General features: G+C 64.3%; 16 protein-coding genes. 7 read left to right on the top strand and 9 right to left on the bottom strand.

The genetic code is table 11. The features are described 5' to 3' along the window. Nucleotides 1-87 precede the first annotated feature (87 nt). Nucleotides 88-1,008 carry a LysR family transcriptional regulator gene (locus tag J4D52_RS21030; protein WP_102676439.1) on the top strand — a complete coding sequence of 307 codons (921 nt, stop codon included), beginning with the start codon at nt 88-90 and terminating at the stop codon, nt 1,006-1,008. A 190-nt stretch (nt 1,009-1,198) separates the two neighbouring features. On the opposite strand, the gene J4D52_RS21025 is transcribed toward J4D52_RS21030, so the two are convergent. Then, complete coding sequence (locus J4D52_RS21025; protein WP_063427752.1) at nt 1,199-2,221, bottom strand: ABC transporter substrate-binding protein; 1,023 nt, start codon at nt 2,219-2,221, stop codon at nt 1,199-1,201. 394 nt (nt 2,222-2,615) lie between these two features. Between J4D52_RS21025 and J4D52_RS21020 the strand changes: the two genes are divergently transcribed. Genes J4D52_RS21020 through J4D52_RS21010 form a run of 3 tightly spaced genes read left to right on the top strand, consistent with a single transcriptional unit; the run spans nt 2,616 to nt 6,660 of the window. Further along, nucleotides 2,616-4,211 carry an ABC transporter permease gene (locus tag J4D52_RS21020; protein WP_102676440.1) on the top strand — a complete coding sequence of 532 codons (1,596 nt, stop codon included), beginning with the start codon at nt 2,616-2,618 and terminating at the stop codon, nt 4,209-4,211. Then, nucleotides 4,208-5,035, top strand: a complete 828-nt coding sequence (locus tag J4D52_RS21015; RefSeq protein WP_102676441.1) for an ABC transporter ATP-binding protein — start codon at nt 4,208-4,210, stop codon at nt 5,033-5,035. Before J4D52_RS21020 ends, J4D52_RS21015 begins: the two co-directional genes overlap by 4 nt. A gap of 14 nt (nt 5,036-5,049) precedes the next feature. After that, on the top strand, nt 5,050-6,660 hold the full coding sequence (locus J4D52_RS21010; protein ID WP_102676442.1) for an arylsulfatase: 1,611 nt from the start codon (nt 5,050-5,052) through the stop codon (nt 6,658-6,660). 152 nt (nt 6,661-6,812) lie between these two features. On the opposite strand, the gene J4D52_RS21005 is transcribed toward J4D52_RS21010, so the two are convergent. Next, nucleotides 6,813-7,886 (bottom strand): fatty acid desaturase, encoded by a 1,074-nt coding sequence (locus J4D52_RS21005; RefSeq protein ID WP_102676443.1) that lies wholly within the window; start codon nt 7,884-7,886, stop codon nt 6,813-6,815. Nucleotides 7,887-7,986: 100 nt separating this feature from the next. Here J4D52_RS21005 and J4D52_RS21000 point away from each other — a divergent pair, with 100 nt between their 5' ends. Further along, nucleotides 7,987-8,991, top strand: coding sequence for an AraC family transcriptional regulator (locus J4D52_RS21000; RefSeq protein WP_102676444.1), 1,005 nt, complete (start codon nt 7,987-7,989; stop codon nt 8,989-8,991). 138 nt (nt 8,992-9,129) lie between these two features. On the opposite strand, the gene J4D52_RS20995 is transcribed toward J4D52_RS21000, so the two are convergent. Next, on the bottom strand, nt 9,130-9,816 hold the full coding sequence (locus J4D52_RS20995; RefSeq protein ID WP_063427746.1) for a Crp/Fnr family transcriptional regulator: 687 nt from the start codon (nt 9,814-9,816) through the stop codon (nt 9,130-9,132). Nucleotides 9,817-9,918: 102 nt separating this feature from the next. Here J4D52_RS20995 and J4D52_RS20990 point away from each other — a divergent pair, with 102 nt between their 5' ends. Continuing rightward, on the top strand, nt 9,919-10,443 hold the full coding sequence (locus tag J4D52_RS20990) for a DUF962 domain-containing protein (RefSeq protein ID WP_102676445.1): 525 nt from the start codon (nt 9,919-9,921) through the stop codon (nt 10,441-10,443). Nucleotides 10,444-10,543: 100 nt separating this feature from the next. Here the strand turns inward: J4D52_RS20990 and J4D52_RS20985 are convergent, their stop codons facing one another. From J4D52_RS20985 to dibA, 6 genes are all read right to left on the bottom strand, one after another. Further along, nucleotides 10,544-11,533, bottom strand: coding sequence for a sulfate/molybdate ABC transporter ATP-binding protein (locus J4D52_RS20985; RefSeq protein ID WP_102676446.1), 990 nt, complete (start codon nt 11,531-11,533; stop codon nt 10,544-10,546). Between the two features lie 3 nt (nt 11,534-11,536). Next, nucleotides 11,537-12,409, bottom strand: coding sequence for a sulfate ABC transporter permease subunit CysW (gene cysW / locus J4D52_RS20980; RefSeq protein WP_025808515.1), 873 nt, complete (start codon nt 12,407-12,409; stop codon nt 11,537-11,539). Nucleotides 12,410-12,422: 13 nt separating this feature from the next. Continuing rightward, nucleotides 12,423-13,241 carry a sulfate ABC transporter permease subunit CysT gene (cysT, locus tag J4D52_RS20975; RefSeq protein ID WP_007921521.1) on the bottom strand — a complete coding sequence of 273 codons (819 nt, stop codon included), beginning with the start codon at nt 13,239-13,241 and terminating at the stop codon, nt 12,423-12,425. A gap of 106 nt (nt 13,242-13,347) precedes the next feature. Then, nucleotides 13,348-14,358, bottom strand: coding sequence for a sulfate ABC transporter substrate-binding protein (locus tag J4D52_RS20970; RefSeq protein ID WP_016705023.1), 1,011 nt, complete (start codon nt 14,356-14,358; stop codon nt 13,348-13,350). Between the two features lie 155 nt (nt 14,359-14,513). Beyond that, on the bottom strand, nt 14,514-14,696 hold the full coding sequence (oscA, locus tag J4D52_RS20965) for a sulfur starvation response protein OscA (protein WP_009041629.1): 183 nt from the start codon (nt 14,694-14,696) through the stop codon (nt 14,514-14,516). A gap of 329 nt (nt 14,697-15,025) precedes the next feature. Then, the gene (gene dibA, locus J4D52_RS20960) at nt 15,026-16,945 is read right to left on the bottom strand and encodes a phosphodiesterase DibA (RefSeq protein WP_102676447.1); all 1,920 of its coding nucleotides are present in this window, start codon (nt 16,943-16,945) and stop codon (nt 15,026-15,028) included. A 145-nt stretch (nt 16,946-17,090) separates the two neighbouring features. On the opposite strand from dibA, the gene desA reads away from it, so the two are divergent. Then, nucleotides 17,091-18,275, top strand: a complete 1,185-nt coding sequence (gene desA / locus J4D52_RS20955; protein ID WP_025808517.1) for a delta-9 fatty acid desaturase DesA — start codon at nt 17,091-17,093, stop codon at nt 18,273-18,275. Nucleotides 18,276-18,494 lie beyond the last annotated feature (219 nt).

Below are 18,494 nucleotides of genomic sequence, written 5' to 3'. Positions count from 1 at the left end.
TTGACGGAATAAGAGCTTGCATTTAAAACCTCATTCCTCACTCGTCGCAAATGCCTTCGGGCTATTTTTCGGATGCCGGGAAAGCATATGGATCTTCGCCAGTTGCGTTACTTCATCGCCCTCAACGAACACCGCAGTTTTGTCCGCGCGGCCGACGCCATGGGCATCACCCAACCGGCCTTCAGCCGCAGTATCCAGGGCCTGGAGCAGGAGTTCGGCTGCGTGCTGGTGGACCGCGGCAACAAGGACCTGCGCCCAACCCCGGAAGGCCAGGTGGTGCTGCAGCACGCCCTGAGCCTGGTGCAGGGCGCGGCCTTGCTGAGCAGCGAAGTGACGCAGATGACCAAGCTCGACGCCGGCGAACTGCGCTTCGGTTGCGGCCCGGCGCCGGCGGTGAAACTGGTGCCCGACGCAGTGGCGCAATTCACCGGCACCCACCCCAAGGTGCGCGTCTGCCTGGAGGTGGATAACTGGGAAAAACTCAGCCGCAACCTGAACCGCGAAGAGATCGAATTTTTCATCGCCGACATCCGCCATTTCGAGGCCGACCCGAACTTCCAGACCCAGCCCCTGACGCCCAAGCGCGGGGTGTTTTTCTGCCGCCCGGGGCACCCACTGCTGGCCAAGGAAAGCCTGTCGACCAACGACATGTTCGACTACCCGCTGGCCACCACCCTGATCCCGCCGGGAATCCGCAAGCTGCTGGCCAATCTCAGCGGGCGCATCGACTTTTCCCCGACCATCCAGACCGAGCACTTCCCGGCGCTGGTGAAGATCGTGCGCCAGTCCGACGCGATTGGCGTGGGCACCGAAGAGGCCTTCATCGAAGATATCGAACAGGGCTCCCTGGCGCTGCTGCACTGGCGCAACCTGCCGCAGAACATCGAAAGCATGAATGCCCGCTGCGGCATCGTCAGCCGCACGGGATTCCGCCTCTCGCCGGCGGCCCGCAAGATGATCGAAGTGCTGGTGGCGGTGGATCGGCAGCAGGTCAGCATTGCGGTTTGAGCCAGTAGGAAACCCCCGCCAATCCCCTGTAGCCGCTGCCGAGCCCGCGAGGCTGCGATCGGCCCCGCAGGGGCCGCAAAACCATGCACCGCCGTCCTCCTGGTAAACCGCGTGGACAGGTTTGGCGAGGACTGCGTCCTCGATCACAGCCTCGCGCTGCTCGGCAGCGGCTACAGGAAGACCAGATGGTTTAGAGGCCGGCGGCAGCCAACTGCGGCGCCACCCATTCGCTGACCTTGAACGGCTTGCGAATCAGCCGCTGCTGCGCGGCCAGGTCCACCGCGTCCTGCAGTTTGCCGAGGAACACCGGGTCCAGGGTCGAGGGGAAGATCTCGCTGAAGCGCTGATCCTTGAGGTCCTGCTTCAGCACCACCGGCGGGTAGCTGGCCAGCCCCGATACCAGCTCGATATAGGCGTCCTTGTTGCTGTCCTGGGTCAGCCACTGCACGGCCTGCTGCTGGGCCTTGAGCAGCTTCTCCACCACCTCGGGATGGGCGTCGACGAACGCGCCACTGCCCACCAGCACCGCCTGCACGCTACCCGCGCCGCCCAGGTCCTTGGTGTTCAGCGGCACCTCGGCCAGGCCCTTGGCCTGCAAGGCGTTCAAGTTGGAACCGCCCCAGGTAGCATCGATCTGCTTCGCCGCCAGCGCCGCGACCGCCGCGTTGAAATCCAGGTTGATGATCTTCAGGTCCTTCTCGCTCAGACCCTGGCTGGCCAGCGCGGCATCCAGCGACAACTGCGTGGCGGTGCCGCGGAACACTGCGACCCGCTTGCCCTTGAGGTCCTGCAAGGTCTTGATCCCCGACCCCGGCACCACTCCCAGGTACTGCTTGACCCCACGGGCCGTGGCGCTGAGCAGGCGGGTGTCCAGGCCATTGGACTTGCCGATGATCGCCGCCAGGTCCCCCAGGTAGGCCAGGTCCACCTGACCGTTGGCGAAGGCCTCATTGATCACCGGGCCGGCGCCCTTGAAGTAGTTCCACTGGATGCTGATGCCCTGGTCGGCGAAGGCCTTTTCGAAGATCTGCTGCTGGCGCAGCACGTCCGTCACCCCGCCGCCGCTGTGCTGGGTACCGGCGCTGAGGTCCGGCACGGCGATGCGGATCTGCTTGAGCTCATCCGCCTGGGCCAGCAGTGGCAGGCAGCCCAGAAGTCCCGCCAGGGCCGGCGCGGCGAACAGATTGAGAACGCGTTTGAAGGGAAGGTTCATAAGGTGTGGCTCCTGGCTGCGACGGGCATTGAGGAGCAGAAGGTAGGCCCAAGGCAGTCCAAGCTTTAAATACTATAAGTTCACATTTTAATAACCAATATGAATAAACCAGCCAGGACGCGGCTCTGCGCGGCATATGCATGGACAGCATCGAAAATATTCTCCAAATGCATTGGATGCAGCGTGCCTGGAGGCCTTAAATGGCCTCTCTTATCTCCCAATAGCATCGATATAACTTTTTATATAACCAAAATAAGAACCTGTAGGAGCGAGGCTTGCCCGCGATTTGCGCTGTATCTGACCCACCGCCATCGCGGGCAAGAACTAGGCGTCCCCCCTGCTCCTACATGAAGAAGAAAAAAGAAGCAGCACAACCCGACAACGGAGATCGTCCATGGCCCGTGTTTCCCTTCTCAGCTTGCCGTTGGCCGCGCCCGCCGATAAGCCGCTGTCCTGGCCGCGCGTCCACCGGCGGCTGTTGCCCTGGTTGCTGCCCCTGAGCCTGTTCGCCCTGTGGTGGCTGGCCAGCCGCAATGCCTGGATGAGCGAGCAGATCCTGCCGGCGCCAAAGCTGGTCTGGAGCAGCGCGCTCGAGCTGGCCGGCGGCGAGCTGTGGAGCCATCTGGCAATCAGCCTGCAACGGCTGGCCTGGGGCCTGCTGGCGGGCATAGGCGCCGGCGCCGTGCTGGGCGCGGCACTGGGTTCCAGCCGGCGCCTGGAACGCCTGGTGTTCCCGACCTTCGCCGCCCTGGCCCAGGTCCCGACCCTGGCCTGGATCCCGCTGTTCATGGTGTTTTTCGGCATCGGCGAACTGCTCAAGCTGGTGGTCCTGGTCAAGGCCATCGTGGTACCGGTAACCCTGCATACCCTGGTCGGCGTGCGCGACGCCCAGCCCAAATTGCGCGAAGCCGCCGCCGTGCTGCGCCTGCCGCCGCACCTGCTGATCCGCCGGCTGATACTGCCCGCCGCCCTGCCCGCCTTCATGGCCGGCGTGCGCCTGGCCCTGGCCGCCGGCTGGACCTCGTTGCTGGCGGTGGAGCTGCTGGCCTCCAGCGAAGGCATCGGCTACCTGATGGTCTGGGCGCGCCAGTTGTTCATGCTGGATATCGTCTTCGTTTGCATCGTGGTGATCGGGGTGATTGGCGTGGCCATGGACCGCGGCATCGGCCTGCTGGACAAGGCGCTGGTGCACTGGCCGCATCCGGCCATCGCGCAGATCCGCCGTGGCCCGCGCTACCAGGGCTGGCAACGCCTGCAACCCTGGTTGCTACCGCTGTCCCTGCTGGCGCTGTGGCAAGTGGCGAACCAGCTGGAATGGGTCGACGCCAACATTCTGGTGAGCCCGCTGGCGGTGCTGCAAACCACCTGGAACGGCCTGCTCGACGGCAGCCTGTCCGGCGGCCTGGGCCTGAGCCTGCAGCGCACCCTCGGTGGCCTGCTGCTGGGCGGCGGCCTGGGGTTTGCCCTGGGCCTGCTGCTGGGCCTGTCGCACCTGAGCGAACGTATTCTGGGGCCGACCCTGGCGGCGCTGCGGCAGATCGCCATTTTTGCCTGGGTGCCGCTGCTCACCGCCTGGTTCGGCCTGGGGGAGCTGGCGAAATGGGTATTTGTCGCCCTGGCCGCGTTCTTCCCGCTGTTTATCGCCACCCAGCGCAGCGTCGCCAACCTGTCGCCGCAACTGACCGAGGCCGCGCAAGTGCTGCGCCTGAACCTCTGGCAACGCCTGCGCCGCCTGGTGCTGCCGGGCGCCGCGCCGGGGATCTTCGCCGGGCTGCGCCTGAGCCTGATCTACGCCTGGCTGGGCACCATCGGCGCGGAATATTTCATGCCGTCCAACGGCGGCATCGGCAGCCAGATGATCGGCGCCCAGCAGCTGCTGCGCATGGACCTGATCCTGGCCGGCATGCTCCTGGTGGGCCTCACCGGCGCCCTGCTCAACCTCATCGGCCAACAGCTCGAAACCCGCGCCACACGCTGGAGACACGCATGAACGCACTCGTACCTTCCCCCATCGTCAGCTTCAACCAGGTGGGCAAGACCTTCGAGGTCGCCAGCGGCGAACTGGAGGCGATCCGCGAATTCAACCTGGAGATCGCCGAGGGTGAATTCGTCGCCATCGTCGGCTCCAGCGGTTGCGGCAAATCCACCCTGCTGCGCCTGCTGATCGGCCTGGACACGCAGTTTCGCGGCGAGATCCGCGTCGACGGCAAGGCCGTCAACGGCATCGGCGGCGAACGCGGCATCGTGTTCCAGGAACACCGCCTGTTCCCCTGGCTGACGGTCGAGGAGAACATCGGCCTGGGCCTGGTCAACGAAGCCCTGAGCACCGCCGAACGGCAAACCCGCATCGCCGATTTCATCGAACTGGTGGGCCTCACCGATTTCACCCGCGCCTACCCGCACCAGCTGTCCGGCGGCATGGCGCAACGGGTGGCCATCGCCCGCGGCCTGGTGGCCAGCCCGCGCATCCTGCTGCTGGACGAACCCTTCGGCGCCCTCGATGCGCTGACCCGCCAGCAGATGCAGGACGAGCTGCTGGCGATCCGCGAACGGGCCAGGATCACCACGGTGCTGGTCACCCATGACGTCGAGGAAGCGATCTTCCTCGCCGACCGCGTGGTGGTGATGGAACCGCGCCCCGGCCGGATCAAGCGGGTGGTGGACATCGCCCTGCCCCATCCGCGCCAGCGCAGCAGTTTCGACTTCCACCAGCTGCGCGAAGAACTGCTCCACGAACTGACCAGCGACGATCACTACCAGGTGCCTTTGCCCGCCCAGATCCGTGACCTGCCACTGGCCTTTATTGCTTGCTGATAAGGAGTGAATAGATGCCGCAACGTCCCAACTTCCTGGTGATCCTCGCCGACGACCTGGGCTTCTCCGATCTCGGTGCCTTCGGCGGCGAAATCGCCACGCCGAACCTCGATGCCCTGGCTTTCAACGGCCTGCGCCTGACCGACTTCCACACCGCACCCACCTGCTCGCCGACCCGCTCCATGCTGCTCACCGGCACCGATCACCATATCGCCGGCATCGGCACCATGGCCGAGGCCCTGACCCCGGAACTGATCGGCAAGCCGGGCTACGAGGGCCACCTCAACGACCGCGTGGTGGCCCTGCCCGAGCTGCTGCGCGACGCCGGCTACCAGACCCTGATGAGCGGCAAATGGCACCTGGGCCTGACCGCCGAACTGGCGCCCCATGCCCGTGGTTTCGAGCGTTCGTTCTCGCTGCTGCCCGGCGCCGCCAACCACTACGGCTTTGAGCCAACCTACGACGAAAACACCCCGGGCCTGCTCAAATCCACCCCGGCGCTGTACATCGAGGACGACCGCTTCATCGACGAGTTGCCCAAGGACTTCTATTCCTCCGACGCCTTCGGCGACAAGCTTCTGCAGTACCTCAAGGAGCGCGACCAGACCCGGCCGTTCTTCGCCTACCTACCGTTTTCCGCGCCGCACTGGCCGTTGCAGGCCCCCGAGGAAGTGGTTGCCAAGTACCGTGGCCGCTATGACGCCGGCCCCGAGGTGCTGCGCCTGGAGCGCCTGGAAAAGCTCAAGCAGCTGGGGCTGATCGAGGCCGATGTGGAACCGCATCCGCTGCTGGGCCTGAGCGCCGAATGGGCGGCCCTGAGCGAGCAGCAGCGCCAGGTTTCCGCGCGGGCCATGGAGGTCTACGCGGCGATGGTCGAACGCATGGACTGGAACATCGGCCGGGTGGTGGACTACCTGCGCAAGCAGGGCCAACTGGACAGCACCTTTATCCTGTTCATGTCCGACAACGGCGCCGAAGGCGCGCTCCTGGAGGCCTTCCCCAAGTTCGGCCCGCAGCTTTTGACCTACCTCAACCAGCACTACGACAACAGCCTGGACAACATCGGCCGCGCCAACTCCTACGTCTGGTACGGCCCGGCCTGGGCGCAGACCGCCACTGCCCCGTCGCGGCTGTTCAAGGCCTTCACCACCGAAGGCGGCATTCGCGTGCCGGCGCTGGTGCATTACCCGCAGCTGTCGCTCAAGGGCCGGATCAGCCATGGCTTCGGCACAGTGATGGACATCACCCCGACCATTCTCGACCTGGCCGGGGTGCGTCATCCGGGCAAGCGCTGGCGCGGCAAGGAAGTGGCGCCGCTGCGGGGCAAGTCGTGGCTGGGCTTCCTCTCCGGCGAGACCGCACAGGTGCATGACGAACACACGGTCACCGGCTGGGAGCTGTTCGGCCGCCGGGCGATTCGCCAGGGCCAGTGGAAAGCGGTGTACATCCCCGGCCCCGTGGGCCCGGCGACCTGGCAGCTGTACGACCTGAGCCAGGACCCGGGGGAGATCCATGACCTGGCGCAGAGCGCGCCGGACAAGCTCAATGCGCTGATCGGCCACTGGCAGCAGTACGTGGAAGAAACCGGGGTGATCCTCAGCGCCTCACCGTTCCAGCCGGATTGATCCCGTAGCCGCTGCCGAAGGTTGCGGCGTCTGCGAAATTGTTATCGCGGGCAAGCCTCGCTCCTACGGATCGGCGTCGTTCATAAATGTCGCGAACGACACAGCTCTGTAGGAGCGAGGCTTGCCCGCGATTGGCCCTCAAATGCGATACATCACGCCCTGACACCCCGCACCACCTGCGCCGCCGCCTGCTCCTTGCGGGTAAAGCGGTTGGCTCGGCCGAAGGTGCCGAAATCGTTGAAGCGCACACCCATCTCGGCCATCACCTTGTGCGCCACCGGCGCGGTCAGCTGGCGGATGTAGAAGGGTTCCTTGACCACGAAATGGTGGATGCCGTGGGTGCTGCCGAAATTGAAGCAGAACGCCTGCAACGGCCACAGCCACCAGGGGTTGAGCACCTGGGTCTGCTGGATCACGTTGCCCGCTTCGATATCGCCGTAGTAGTGCATGTTCGAGCTGACGAAGTGCAGGCAGAAGGTGCGCAGCACATTGGGGCCGATGATCACCACCACAGCGATATCGATCACCTGCATCACCGCCAGGGTGCTGGCCGACCAGTCGATCGGCGCCCCCAGCAGCGCGGCGACGCCGTTGGCGGCCTGGAAGCCGAGAAACACATACCAGGCCCCCCAATGCAGCAACGCCAGCGGCGCGTACACCTTCAGGGTGCGCTTGAGGATGTTGAGCTTGTGCGCCCAGGTCCTGGCGCGCAGGGTGCGGATCAATGACGACATGAGGTTGTCACCGACCATCAGCAGCCGGGCGAGGCCCCAGGGCTCGCCGTTGGTGATGGCGCGCTCCTCCATGTCGGCCTCGGTGCCGGACACCTTGTGGTGATTGAGGTGCAAATGGCGACGGATCCAAGGATTGATGGTGCTCGGCCGCGCCAGCCAGACCAGCGCCAGCATCAGGTTGTGGGGGATGCGCTGCTTGCGGAAATACATGCTGTGGATCAGGTCGTGTTCCAGCTCGTGGGTCAAGGAGGCGAAAAACGCGTTGAGCAGCAGGCAGGCCCACCAGGCCAGGTAGCCGCCGATGTAGAGCGCCGCCGTGCCTATCATCCCGGCCAGGGCCAAGGCCAGGATGCCCGCGCCCAACGCGTCCTGATGCTTGAGCAGCGGGTAGCGCTCGCGCAACTCGACGCCCCTGGCCAGCACCACCTCACGAATATGCGCCGATCGTTGCTGAGCATTCAGCCGGTCGGGACTTGCAGAAGTACCGTGCATGCTTCCATCCTCTGGTTATTGATGTTCGCATCCTGCCCTGCGCCCGCGCGCCGGGCGCTAGCCGCGGACGCCAACCTGTTGACCGGACGCGCCAACCGCCATGACCGAACCCACTTCCCTCGCCAGCTGGACCCGCGCCCTGCGCAAGCAGCTCGATGCCCTGGGCCTCGACAGCACCGCCCTGTGCCACCAGGCCGGCCTCGACCCGCAACTGATGGACGACCCCAACGCCCGCTACCCACTGTCGGGCACTACCCGCCTGTGGCAACTGGCGGTGCAGGCCAGCGGCGACCCGGCCATAGGTTTGCGGGTCTCGCGCTTCGTCAGCCCGACCACCTTCCATGCCCTGGGTTATGCGCTGGTGGCCAGCGGCAGCCTGCGGGAAGTGTTCGAGCGCATCGTGCGTTATCACCAGGTGGTCAGCGATGCCCTGGAACTGGAGCTGACCCGCGCCGAGGACCGCTATCGCTTTCGCCTGAAGGTCCCCGAGGGCAACCCGGAGCCGGCGTTCGAGGCCATCGACGCCTTTGTCGCGATCTACGTGCGCACCTGCCGCAACCGCCTGGGCCGCGACTACGCGCCGCTGGCGGTGTACCTGCGGCGCCCCGAGCCGGCGGACTCCAAGCAATGGCACACGGTGTTTCGCGCGCCGGTGTTTTTCAGCGCCGATGAGGACCGCCTGGAGTTCGGCCTGCACGACTTCGACAGCCACCTGGACGACGCCAACCCGGAGCTGGCCGAGCACAATGAGGCCGTGCTCAAGCGCACCCTGATTCAACTGCAACCTTTGACCTGGGAGCGCAAGGTGCGCGGGGTCATCGAATCCCAACTGCCGGAAGGCGAACCTTCGGCGGAACGGGTCGCCCAGGCCCTGCACCTGAGCCTGCGCAGCCTGCAACGTCACCTGGCGGACGAAGGCTGTCGCTTCGACACCCTGCTCAACGAATGCAGGGAGAACCTCGCCCTGCTGCACCTGCGCGACCCGCAGTGCTCCCTGAGCGAGATCAGTTACCTGTTGGGGTTCGCCGATGCCAGCAGCTTCAGCCGCGCGTTCAAGCGCTGGACCGGGATGACGCCGGGGCAGTTTCGGGATGGGTTGCGTTAGTTGGGAATTGGCGGTGTCGGTACGGGCCTCATCGCGGGCAAGTCGGATCGCCGCCCGCTCGCTCCTACAGAAGCACGCAATCTTCTTTTGTAGGAGCGGCCGGTCGACGCTCGATTGCCCGCGATAGCGATCTGATGGTCAACCCCCGGCCAACGCCCGCAACCGCGCTTCGTCGAGGATCTCGATCTCGCCATACCCCAGCTTGAGAATGCCTTGCCCCTGCAAATCCTTGAGGATCTGGTTGGTGGTCTGGCGCGACAGCGACAGCAGCAGCGCCAACTGCTCCTGGGGCAGGTGCAGGACGCGGCGCGGGGTGTCGGTCTCGCCGTAGCCGCGGGCGATCATCAACAGGCGGTTGGCCACCCGCGCCGGGGCCGGCATCAGGCTCAGCTGTTCGAGGTTGATAAAGGTCAGGCGCAGCTTGTGGCTCATCAGCAACGCCAGCTGCCGCCAGTATTGCGGGTGCTCGTCCAGCAGCTCAAGCAGCGCCGCCTGGGGCACATTGAGCAGGCTGCACTGGCCCACGGCATAGGCGTCATGGGTGCGCGGCTGGCCGTCGAACAGGCTGATCTCGCCGAACCAGTGCGGCGCCTCCACCAGGCTCAGCAGCGCCTCCTTGCCCTCCTCGCTGACCGCGCCGATGCGCACCGTGCCTTCGAGCACCGCGTACAGGCCGCAGGGCGGATCGCCGCGCTGGAACAGGCGCTGGCCCGGCGCCAGCGGGCGCAAACGGGCATTGGCCAGCAGACTATTCTGTAATTGAACGGGCAAGCGGCTGAACCACTGGCCGCTCATCAGGCGCTCGCGCCAGACCTGCATCTTCATCGATAGCGTTATCCACACGGGCAGCGAGCCGATTGTCGCCTAGCTGACAGAGCCGGCAACCGGCGCAGGGCATGATTCGATCACCCTACAGGAGGAACAACAATGAAAAGCCTCGTCGACCATCTCAGTCAATACGCCGCCTACCACCGTGATCCGCGCAACATCGCCAGCCACTTTATCGGTATTCCGCTGATTGTGCTGGCCGTCGCAGTGCTGCTGTCGCGCCCCGCCTGGCCAGTCGCCGGGCTGTGGCTGTCACCGGCGCTGCTGCTGGCCCTGGCGTCATGCTGGTTCTATCTGCGCCTGGAGTTGCGCCTGGGGTTGCTGATGACGCTGCTGATGGGGCTGTCGGTGTGGGCTGGCCATGCACTGGCGCAGCAAAGCACCCTGGTCTGGCTGGCCAGCGGGGTGGGCATGTTCGTGATCGGCTGGGTGATCCAGTTCGTCGGCCATTACTACGAAGGGCGCAAGCCGGCCTTTGTCGACGACGTCTCGGGGCTGATCGTCGGGCCGTTGTTCGTGGTGGCGGAGCTGGCATTCATGCTGGGATTGCGCCAGGCGCTCAAGCATGAGATCGAGGCGCGGGCGGGAGGGGTGAGGGTCAATCCGAAACGCGCGGCCATTTAGATCGTTATCGCGGGCAAGCTCCGCTCCTACAGAAGAAGATTGCATGCTTCTGTAGGAGCGAGCGGGCGGCGATCCGACTTGCCCGCGATGCTTTTGACGTTTAGATATTGGCGACTTTCTGCCAGACCTTGGGCTTGAAGAACAGCGTCTCGCCCTTGACCAGCCCGACCAGGCTGTCATGGTCTTTCACCACTTCGGCCTCGATCAGTTCGCTCTGCCCTTCGACCTTCAAGGTCACCCGGGTGGTGGCGCCCAACGGACGGATATCGCGTACTTCAGCGGCGTGGTGATCGGCCAGTTCGGAACGCGACAGCGACACTTCGTGCGGGCGGAACAACACATGTTTGTCCTCGCCCAGGTGCAGGCGGTTGGAGTCGCCGAGGAAGTGGTAGACGAAGTCGCTGGCCGGGTTCTCGTACACCTCGCCCGGCGAGCCGATCTGCTCGATCACGCCCTTGTTCATCACCACGATACGGTCCGCCACTTCCATGGCTTCTTCCTGGTCGTGGGTGACGAATACCGAGGTCAGGTTGATGTCTTCGTGCAGGCGCGCCAGCCAGCGGCGCAGCTCCTTGCGCACCTTGGCGTCCAGGGCGCCGAAGGGTTCGTCCAGCAGCAACACTTTCGGCTCCACCGCCAGGGCGCGGGCCAGGGCGATCCGCTGGCGCTGGCCGCCGGACAGCTGTTCCGGGTAGCGGTCGGCGAGCCAGTCCAGCTGCACCATGTTCAACAACTCATGGACCTTCTCGGCGATCCTGCTTTCGCTCGGGCGCTGGTTCTTCGGCTTCATGCGCAGGCCGAAGGCAACGTTGTCGAACACGCTCATGTGGCGGAACAGCGCGTAGTGCTGGAACACGAAACCGACGTTGCGATCGCGCACGTCGTGGCCGGAGACGTCCTCGCCGTGGAACACGATGCTGCCGGCGTCCGGGGTTTCCAGGCCGGCGATGATCCGCAGCAGGGTGGTCTTGCCGCAGCCGGACGGGCCCAGCAGCGCCACCAGCTCGCCGCTCTGGATATCCAGGTTGATGCTGTTCAGGGCCTTGAAGGCATTGAAGTTCTTGCTGACGTTACGGACTTCGATCGACATGATTCATTCCTCCGCGGCGCTGGCGCGCAGGCGGTTGATACGGTTTTCGCTCCACTGCTTGAGCAGCAGGATGAAGAGCGCCAGGATCAGCAACAGGCTCGCGACGGCGAACGCGGCGACGTGGTTGTATTCGTTGTAGAGGATCTCGACGTGCAGCGGCAGGGTGTTGGTCACCCCGCGAATGTGCCCGGAAACCACCGACACCGCACCGAACTCACCCATGGCCCGCGCGGTACAGAGCACCACGCCGTAGATCAGGCCCCACTTGATGTTCGGCACGGTCACATGCCAGAACATCTGCCAGCCATTGGCCCCCAACAGCCGCGCGGCCTCCTCTTCCTGGGTGCCCTGCTCCTGCATCAGCGGGATCAGTTCACGGGCGACGAAGGGCACGGTGACGAAGATGGTCGCCAGGACGATGCCCGGCAGGGCGAACACGATCTGGATATCGTGATCCTGCAGCCACGGTCCAAAAAGACCCTGGGCGCCGAACATCAGCACGTAGACCAGGCCGGCGATCACCGGCGACACCGAGAACGGCAGGTCGATCAGGGTCACCAGGATGCTCTTGCCGCGGAAGTTGTATTTGCTCACGCACCAGGCGGCGCTGACGCCGAACACCAGGTTCAGCGGCACCGAGATCAGCACGGCGATCACCGTCAGCTTCAGCGCCGACAATGCGTCCGGCTCGAAGATCGCGGCGAAGAACGCGCCGAGGCCGAGCTTGAGCCCCTGGGACACCACGATAAACAGCGGCAGCAGCAGGAACAGGGCGAAGATCAGCCAGCCGAGGCCGATCAGGATGCGCCGCGAGGTGGCACTGCCACGACGGTCGGCGTTGGCCGAGGAAGCGGCGCTAATGGACGATTGGGACATGGTTCGCGCCTCCTTAAGGTCGTTCGATGCGCCGCTGCAGCAGGTTGATCAGCAGCAACAGGACAAAGGAAACCACCAGCATCAACACGCCGATGGAGGTCGCGCCGGTGTAATCGTACTGGTCGAGCTTGACCATGATCAGCAGCGGCAGGATTTCGGTTTTCATCGGCATGTTGCCGGCGATGAAGATCACCGAGCCGTACTCGCCGACGCCCCGGGCAAAGGCCAGGGCGAAGCCGGTCAGCCAGGCCGGCAGCAGCGCCGGTACCAGGATGTGGCGGAACACCTGCCAGGGCTTGGCGCCAAGGCAGGCGGCGGCTTCTTCGACTTCCCGGGGAATGTCGGCCAGCACCGGCTGTACGGTGCGCACCACGAACGGCAGGGTGACGAAGGTCAGTGCCAGGGTGATACCCAGGGGGGTGTAGGCGATCTTGAACCCCAGGTCGGTGGCGAACTGGCCGACCAGGCCGGTCGGCGCGTACAGCGCGGTCAGCGCGATACCGGCCACGGCGGTGGGCAGGGCGAACGGCAGGTCGATCATCGCGTCGATGATCTTGCGTCCGGGAAAGCTGTAGCGCACCAGCACCCAGGCCAGCAGCGTGCCGATCACGCCGTTGATGATCGCCGCGTACAGCGCCGTGCCGAAGCTCAGCTTGAGCGCGGCAAGTACCCGCGGTGCCGAGACAATGGCCCAGAACTGATCCCAGGTGAGTTGGGCGGCATGCACGAACATCGCCGCCAGGGGTATGAGCACAATCAGGCTGAGGTACACCAAGGTGTAGCCCAGCGTCAGCCCGAAGCCGGGTATGACGGGGGAGATACGACGCGACATAAAAGTCCTTGGTTGACACGCAAAGCCCGGAATCGAATCCGGGCCTATTGCTCTGGCGGTTCGACGAACCCCGGATGCCTTGCAGCCCGGGGCTCGCCACTGAAGATTACTGCGCCTGGTAGATCTGGTCGAACACCCCGCCATCATTGAAGAATTTCGGTTGGGCAGTTTTCCAGCCGCCGAAGTCCTTGTCGATGGTCACCAGGTCCAGTTTCGGGAACTGCTGAGCGTATTTGGCCGCCACATCCTTGTCCCGCGGACGATAGAAGTTCTTCGCCGCGATTTCCTGGCCGGCCGGGCTGTACAGGTGCTTGAGGTAGGCCTCGGCGATCTCAGTGTTGCCCTTTTTCTCGGCGTTCTTGTCCACCACCGCCACGGGCGGCTCGGCGAGGATCGACAGCGAAGGCACGACGATGTCGAACTTGTCGGCGCCGCCGTCTTCCTTCAGCGCCAGGAAAGCTTCGTTTTCCCAGGCCAGCAACACATCGCCCTGACCGTTGTTGACGAAGGTGATAGTCGAGCCGCGAGCGCCGGTATCCAGCACCGGTACGTGCTTGAACAGCTCCTTCACGTATTCCTGGGCCTTGGCTTCGCTGCCGCCGGCTTTCAGGCCATAGGCCCAGGCGGCAAGGAAGTTCCAGCGAGCGCCGCCGGAGGTTTTCGGGTTCGGGGTGATGACCGACACGTCTTTCTTGATCAGGTCGCCCCAGTCCTTGATGCCCTTGGGGTTGCCCTTGCGCACCAGGAACACGATGGTCGAGGTGTAAGGCGTGCTCGCATCCGGCAGGCGCTTTTGCCAGTCGGCCGGCAGGCTCTTGCCGAGCTTGGCGATTTCATCGATGTCGCCGGCCAGCGCCAGGGTCACCACGTCGGCGCGCAGGCCGTCGATCACCGCGCGGCCCTGTTTGCCCGAGCCACCGTGGGATTGCTGGATCTTGACGTTGTCGCCCGGGTGTTCCTTTTTCCAGAAGCTCGTGAATTCGGTGTTGTAGTCCTGGTACAGCTCGCGGGTCGGGTCGTACGACACGTTGAGCAATTCGTAATCCTTGGCAACGGCGGAACCGGCAAAAACGGCGCTGGCGAGGGCGGCCAGGGCATAACGGCGAATCGACGACATGATGGAGCTCCCGAAATTTTTTAATGTGCTGGCATTTTTCTTATGGCGAATCAGGCCCGCATTCGTGGGCGAACGCTGGGGTTCAGGCTGGGGGTCATGGATGACGCCCTCCGGTTGTCCAGTCGGGCCTCTCGTGGCGAGAGGTAGTGCGGAATTCAGCTTGGTTTATTGCCAGGGTTTTGCAGGCGGAATTTTTCCTTGCGTTCGATCTGCACGACCTGGGCGTTGTGCACGGTGATTTCCACCGCGCCGAAACGCAGGTCGCGCAATGCGCTTTGAATCTCGCGCAAGATGGTTTGTTCGTCCTGGCCGTCAACGCTACGAAGAGATGCGCTCATGGTGTTGCTCCTGAATGAGATGTGCCTGGCAGTGGCGGCACTGCTTGCGGCGTGAGGGCAATAGTAGATAGGCGCAGATATTCTTAAAAATACTATTTAAGAATGTTTATATAACCAGAAGAAATTATTTGAATTGACGCGGGGTTGCGTGGGAATCGGCGCTGATTGCAGCGCCAACCCGCCTCTTGCAGGAGCGAGGCTTGCCCGCGATGGCGGCCTGCCTGATACACCGCGGCGCCTTGATCGCGAGCAAGCTTCGCTCCTACAGAAGCAGCGTCTGGCAGGTTTCTGCGGATCTGTAGGAGCCGATGCCCCGACAGGGGCGCCGATCAGTGGATCTGCGGCGCCCGGCCCCATTCCAGTTGCGCCGCCGGCACCGGGCGGCCGAACCAGTAGCCCTGGCCCAGGTCGCAACCCTGGTCGAGGAGGAACCGCGCCTGTTCCACCTGTTCGATGCCTTCGGCGTGCACCTGCATGCCCATGCTCTGGGCCAGGGCGATGATCACCCGGGAGATCGCCGCGTCGTCTTCGTCCCATGGCAGGCCGGCGACAAAACCCTGGTCGATCTTCAGCTTCTGCACCGGCAGGCGCTTGAGCCGCAGCAGCGAGGAATAACCGGTGCCGAAGTCGTCGATGGCCAGGCGCAGCCCCAGTTCGCGCAGGCGGTGCATCTGCTCCAGGGCGACTTCCGGGTCTTCCATCACCGCGCTTTCGGTGACTTCCAGTTCCAGGTAGGCGGGGTCGAGGCCGGTGTCGTGCAACACCTGGGCCACCTGCTGGTACAGCTCGCGGCGGGCGAACAGGCGGCTGGAAACGTTCACCGCGACGAAGGACAACTCCATGCCGGCCGCCTGCCATTGGCACATCTGCCGACAGGCCTGCTGCATGACCCAGGCATCGATCTCGGCGATCAGCCCGGTGCGCTCGGCAATCGGAATGAACTCGCCAGGCGGCACCAGGCCACGTTGCGGATGCTCCCAGCGCACCAGCGCCTCGACCCCGACCAGGCGGCTGCTGGCGAGGTCGTGCACCGGCTGGTAGAACACCCGCAGCTCCTGCTGCTCCAGGGCGCGGCGCAATTCGAAGGCAATCTCCACCCGTTGCTGGGCGTGGGCCGTCAGTTCCTCGGTGTACAGCGCGTAGCTGTCGCGCCCGGCGCTCTTGGCCTTGAACAGCGCCGTGTCGGCATTGCGCAACAGTTGCTCGGCGCTCAGGGCATCGCTGGGGAACAGGCTGATGCCAATGCTGGCATTGATGAACAGCTGATTCTCGTCCATCAGGAACGGCTGCTTCACCCCGTCGATGATGCGCTGCGCCAGCACCGCGGCCTGCCCCGGTTGCCCGCAGCTCTCGACCAGCACGGCGAACTCGTCGCCGCCCAGCCGCGCCAGGGTGATGCCCGGGCCGAACATGCCTTGCAGGCGTTGGGCCACGGCCTTGAGCAGGCGGTCGCCGACATTGTGCCCAAGGCTGTCGTTGATCATCTTGAAGTGATCCAGGTCGACCATCAGCAGCGCGCAGCCACGCTTGTGGATCTGCGCCGACGCCAGGGCCTGCTCGGCGCGGTCGGTGAACAGCAGGCGATTGGGCAGGTCGGTCAGCGGGTCGTGGTGCGCCAGGTGGGCCAGTTCATGTTCGGAATCCTTGATCGCGCTGATGTCGGAAAACACCGCGACATAGTGGCTGAGCTGGCCGTCGTCATCGCGGATGGCGCGGATGGTCTGCCACTGTGGGTAGATTTCGCCGCATTTGCGCCGGTTCCAGATCTCGCCGCTCCACTCGCCTGTGGCATTCAGCGAATCGAACATGGCCTGGTAGAAATCCGCCGTGTGGTGCCCGGACTTGAACATGCTCGGCTGGCGGCCCAGCACCTCCTCGCGCTGATAGCCGGTGATCTCGATGAACGCGCGGTTCACATGGACGATCTGGCCCCGGCGGTCACTGACCAGCACCCCTTCGCGGGTGCAATCGAACACGGCGGCGGCCTGGCGTAGACGCTCGCGGTCCTCGCGCTGGTGAAGCAACCAGGCGTCGGCGCCCAGCAAACGCAACAGACGGCCCCGCGCGATGAAGATCAGGGCGGCGCTGAGCAGCGCCCAGACGTACCCGTTGATCAGTTGCCAGCGCGCCAGATCGTTCGACTCATCGAAGAAACTGCTCAATAAATGACCACTGAACTGCAGCCACAACACAGACAGCAAGAGGTAGAGCAGGGCTGCGCGCAAAGCGTCGCGAGAAGAAACCGACATAAGGTCGTCAATGTCCTTACGGAAAGCTAGGGATTATAGAGGAAGAAACATCTCGCCACTCTTATCTGAAAGGGCGACTGGTTTTCTCTGTGGGCTTGGTGATAATGCGACTGCTGTTTTTTCTTTATCGAGGGCCCTACAGCCTATGTGGTACGAAGGTTTTCTAGGCTTGTCGGCCTGGCAACTGGTAGCAGTCACCCTGTTAATGACTCACGTGACCATCGTTGGGGTCACGGTTTACCTGCATCGCTATTCAGCCCACCGCTCCCTGGAGCTCAACGCCGGCCTGAAACATTTCTTCCGCTTCTGGCTGTGGCTGACCACGGCGCAGAACACCCGCGAGTGGACCGCCATCCACCGCAAGCACCACGCCAAATGCGAAACCGCGGACGACCCTCACAGCCCGGTGATCAAGGGCCTGTCCACAGTGCTGCGCAAAGGCGCCGAGCTGTACCGCGAAGAGGCGAAAAACCCGGAAACCCTGCGCATCTACGGCAAGAACTGCCCGGACGACTGGATCGAGCGCAACCTCTACTCGCGCTACAAGCTGGGCGGCGTGGCGCTGATGGCGGTGATCGACCTGCTGCTGTTCGGCACCATCGGCATCACCATCTGGGCGATCCAGATGATGTGGATCCCGTTCTGGGCCGCCGGGGTGATCAACGGCCTGGGCCACGCGGTCGGCTATCGCAACTTCGAATGCCGCGACGCGGCGACCAACCTGGTGCCCTGGGGCATCCTGGTCGGCGGCGAAGAGCTGCACAACAACCATCACACCTACCCCAACTCGGCCAAGCTGTCGGTGAAGAAGTGGGAGTTCGACCTGGGCTGGGCCTGGATCAAGGTGTTCAGCTTCCTGCGCCTGGCCAAGGTGCAGCGTGTGGCGCCGATCGCCCATCGGGTCGAAGGCAAGGGCCACCTGGACATGGACACGGCGATGGCGATCCTCAACAACCGTTTCCAGATCATGGCCCAGTACCGCAAGCTGGTGATCGCGCCGCTGGTCAAGCAGGAGCTGGACAAGGTCGATCACTCGGTGCGCCACCAGTTCCATCGCGCCAAGCGCCTGCTGTCGCGGGAGACCAGCCTGCTGGAAGAGCGTCACCATGCGCGCATCCAGAACATGCTGGAGCACAGCCAGGCCCTGAAAGTGATCTACGAAAAACGCCTGGCGCTGCAACAGATCTGGGCCAAGACCAGCTCCAACGGCCACGACATGCTGGCGGCGATCAAGGACTGGGTCCACGAAGCCGAGGCCAGCGGGATCCAATCGCTGCGCGACTTCGCCAGCCAGTTGAAAACCTACTCGCTGCGCCCCGCCAGCGCCTGACGCTGGCCCGTTCACCCGCCACGGCAAGCTCATCTGCCGTGGCCGGTGGGCTCGCTACCCTCCCCGCCCCATGAGTTCCAGCCCGTCATCCACGGCAGCGTGACCGCCCAGCGGGTGCCGGCTTCCAGACCACGGAAACCGGGAACTTCGTCGCCAATCCCCTATCTCAAGCAACACTTCGCCATCCAGGCGGGCTTTCTGTGGCCGCTTCGTTTCCCG

This window comes from Pseudomonas sp. GW460-12-10-14-TSB1 (assembly GCF_017349775.1).
In the GTDB taxonomy this organism is placed as follows: Bacteria; Pseudomonadota; Gammaproteobacteria; order Pseudomonadales; family Pseudomonadaceae; genus Aquipseudomonas; species Aquipseudomonas piscium.
This window is presented reverse-complemented; position numbering and strand designations above follow the sequence as displayed.

Coding starts and splice junctions, on each gene's coding strand:
- J4D52_RS21030 (WP_102676439.1), top strand. CDS start 88: ATGGATCTTCGCCAGTTGCGTTACTTCATCGCCCTCAACGAACACCGC.
- J4D52_RS21025 (WP_063427752.1), bottom strand. CDS start 2,221: ATGAACCTTCCCTTCAAACGCGTTCTCAATCTGTTCGCCGCGCCGGCC.
- J4D52_RS21020 (WP_102676440.1), top strand. CDS start 2,616: ATGGCCCGTGTTTCCCTTCTCAGCTTGCCGTTGGCCGCGCCCGCCGAT.
- J4D52_RS21015 (WP_102676441.1), top strand. CDS start 4,208: ATGAACGCACTCGTACCTTCCCCCATCGTCAGCTTCAACCAGGTGGGC.
- J4D52_RS21010 (WP_102676442.1), top strand. CDS start 5,050: ATGCCGCAACGTCCCAACTTCCTGGTGATCCTCGCCGACGACCTGGGC.
- J4D52_RS21005 (WP_102676443.1), bottom strand. CDS start 7,886: ATGCACGGTACTTCTGCAAGTCCCGACCGGCTGAATGCTCAGCAACGA.
- J4D52_RS21000 (WP_102676444.1), top strand. CDS start 7,987: ATGACCGAACCCACTTCCCTCGCCAGCTGGACCCGCGCCCTGCGCAAG.
- J4D52_RS20995 (WP_063427746.1), bottom strand. CDS start 9,816: ATGAAGATGCAGGTCTGGCGCGAGCGCCTGATGAGCGGCCAGTGGTTC.
- J4D52_RS20990 (WP_102676445.1), top strand. CDS start 9,919: ATGAAAAGCCTCGTCGACCATCTCAGTCAATACGCCGCCTACCACCGT.
- J4D52_RS20985 (WP_102676446.1), bottom strand. CDS start 11,533: ATGTCGATCGAAGTCCGTAACGTCAGCAAGAACTTCAATGCCTTCAAG.
- cysW (WP_025808515.1), bottom strand. CDS start 12,409: ATGTCCCAATCGTCCATTAGCGCCGCTTCCTCGGCCAACGCCGACCGT.
- cysT (WP_007921521.1), bottom strand. CDS start 13,241: ATGTCGCGTCGTATCTCCCCCGTCATACCCGGCTTCGGGCTGACGCTG.
- J4D52_RS20970 (WP_016705023.1), bottom strand. CDS start 14,358: ATGTCGTCGATTCGCCGTTATGCCCTGGCCGCCCTCGCCAGCGCCGTT.
- oscA (WP_009041629.1), bottom strand. CDS start 14,696: ATGAGCGCATCTCTTCGTAGCGTTGACGGCCAGGACGAACAAACCATC.
- dibA (WP_102676447.1), bottom strand. CDS start 16,945: ATGTCGGTTTCTTCTCGCGACGCTTTGCGCGCAGCCCTGCTCTACCTC.
- desA (WP_025808517.1), top strand. CDS start 17,091: ATGTGGTACGAAGGTTTTCTAGGCTTGTCGGCCTGGCAACTGGTAGCA.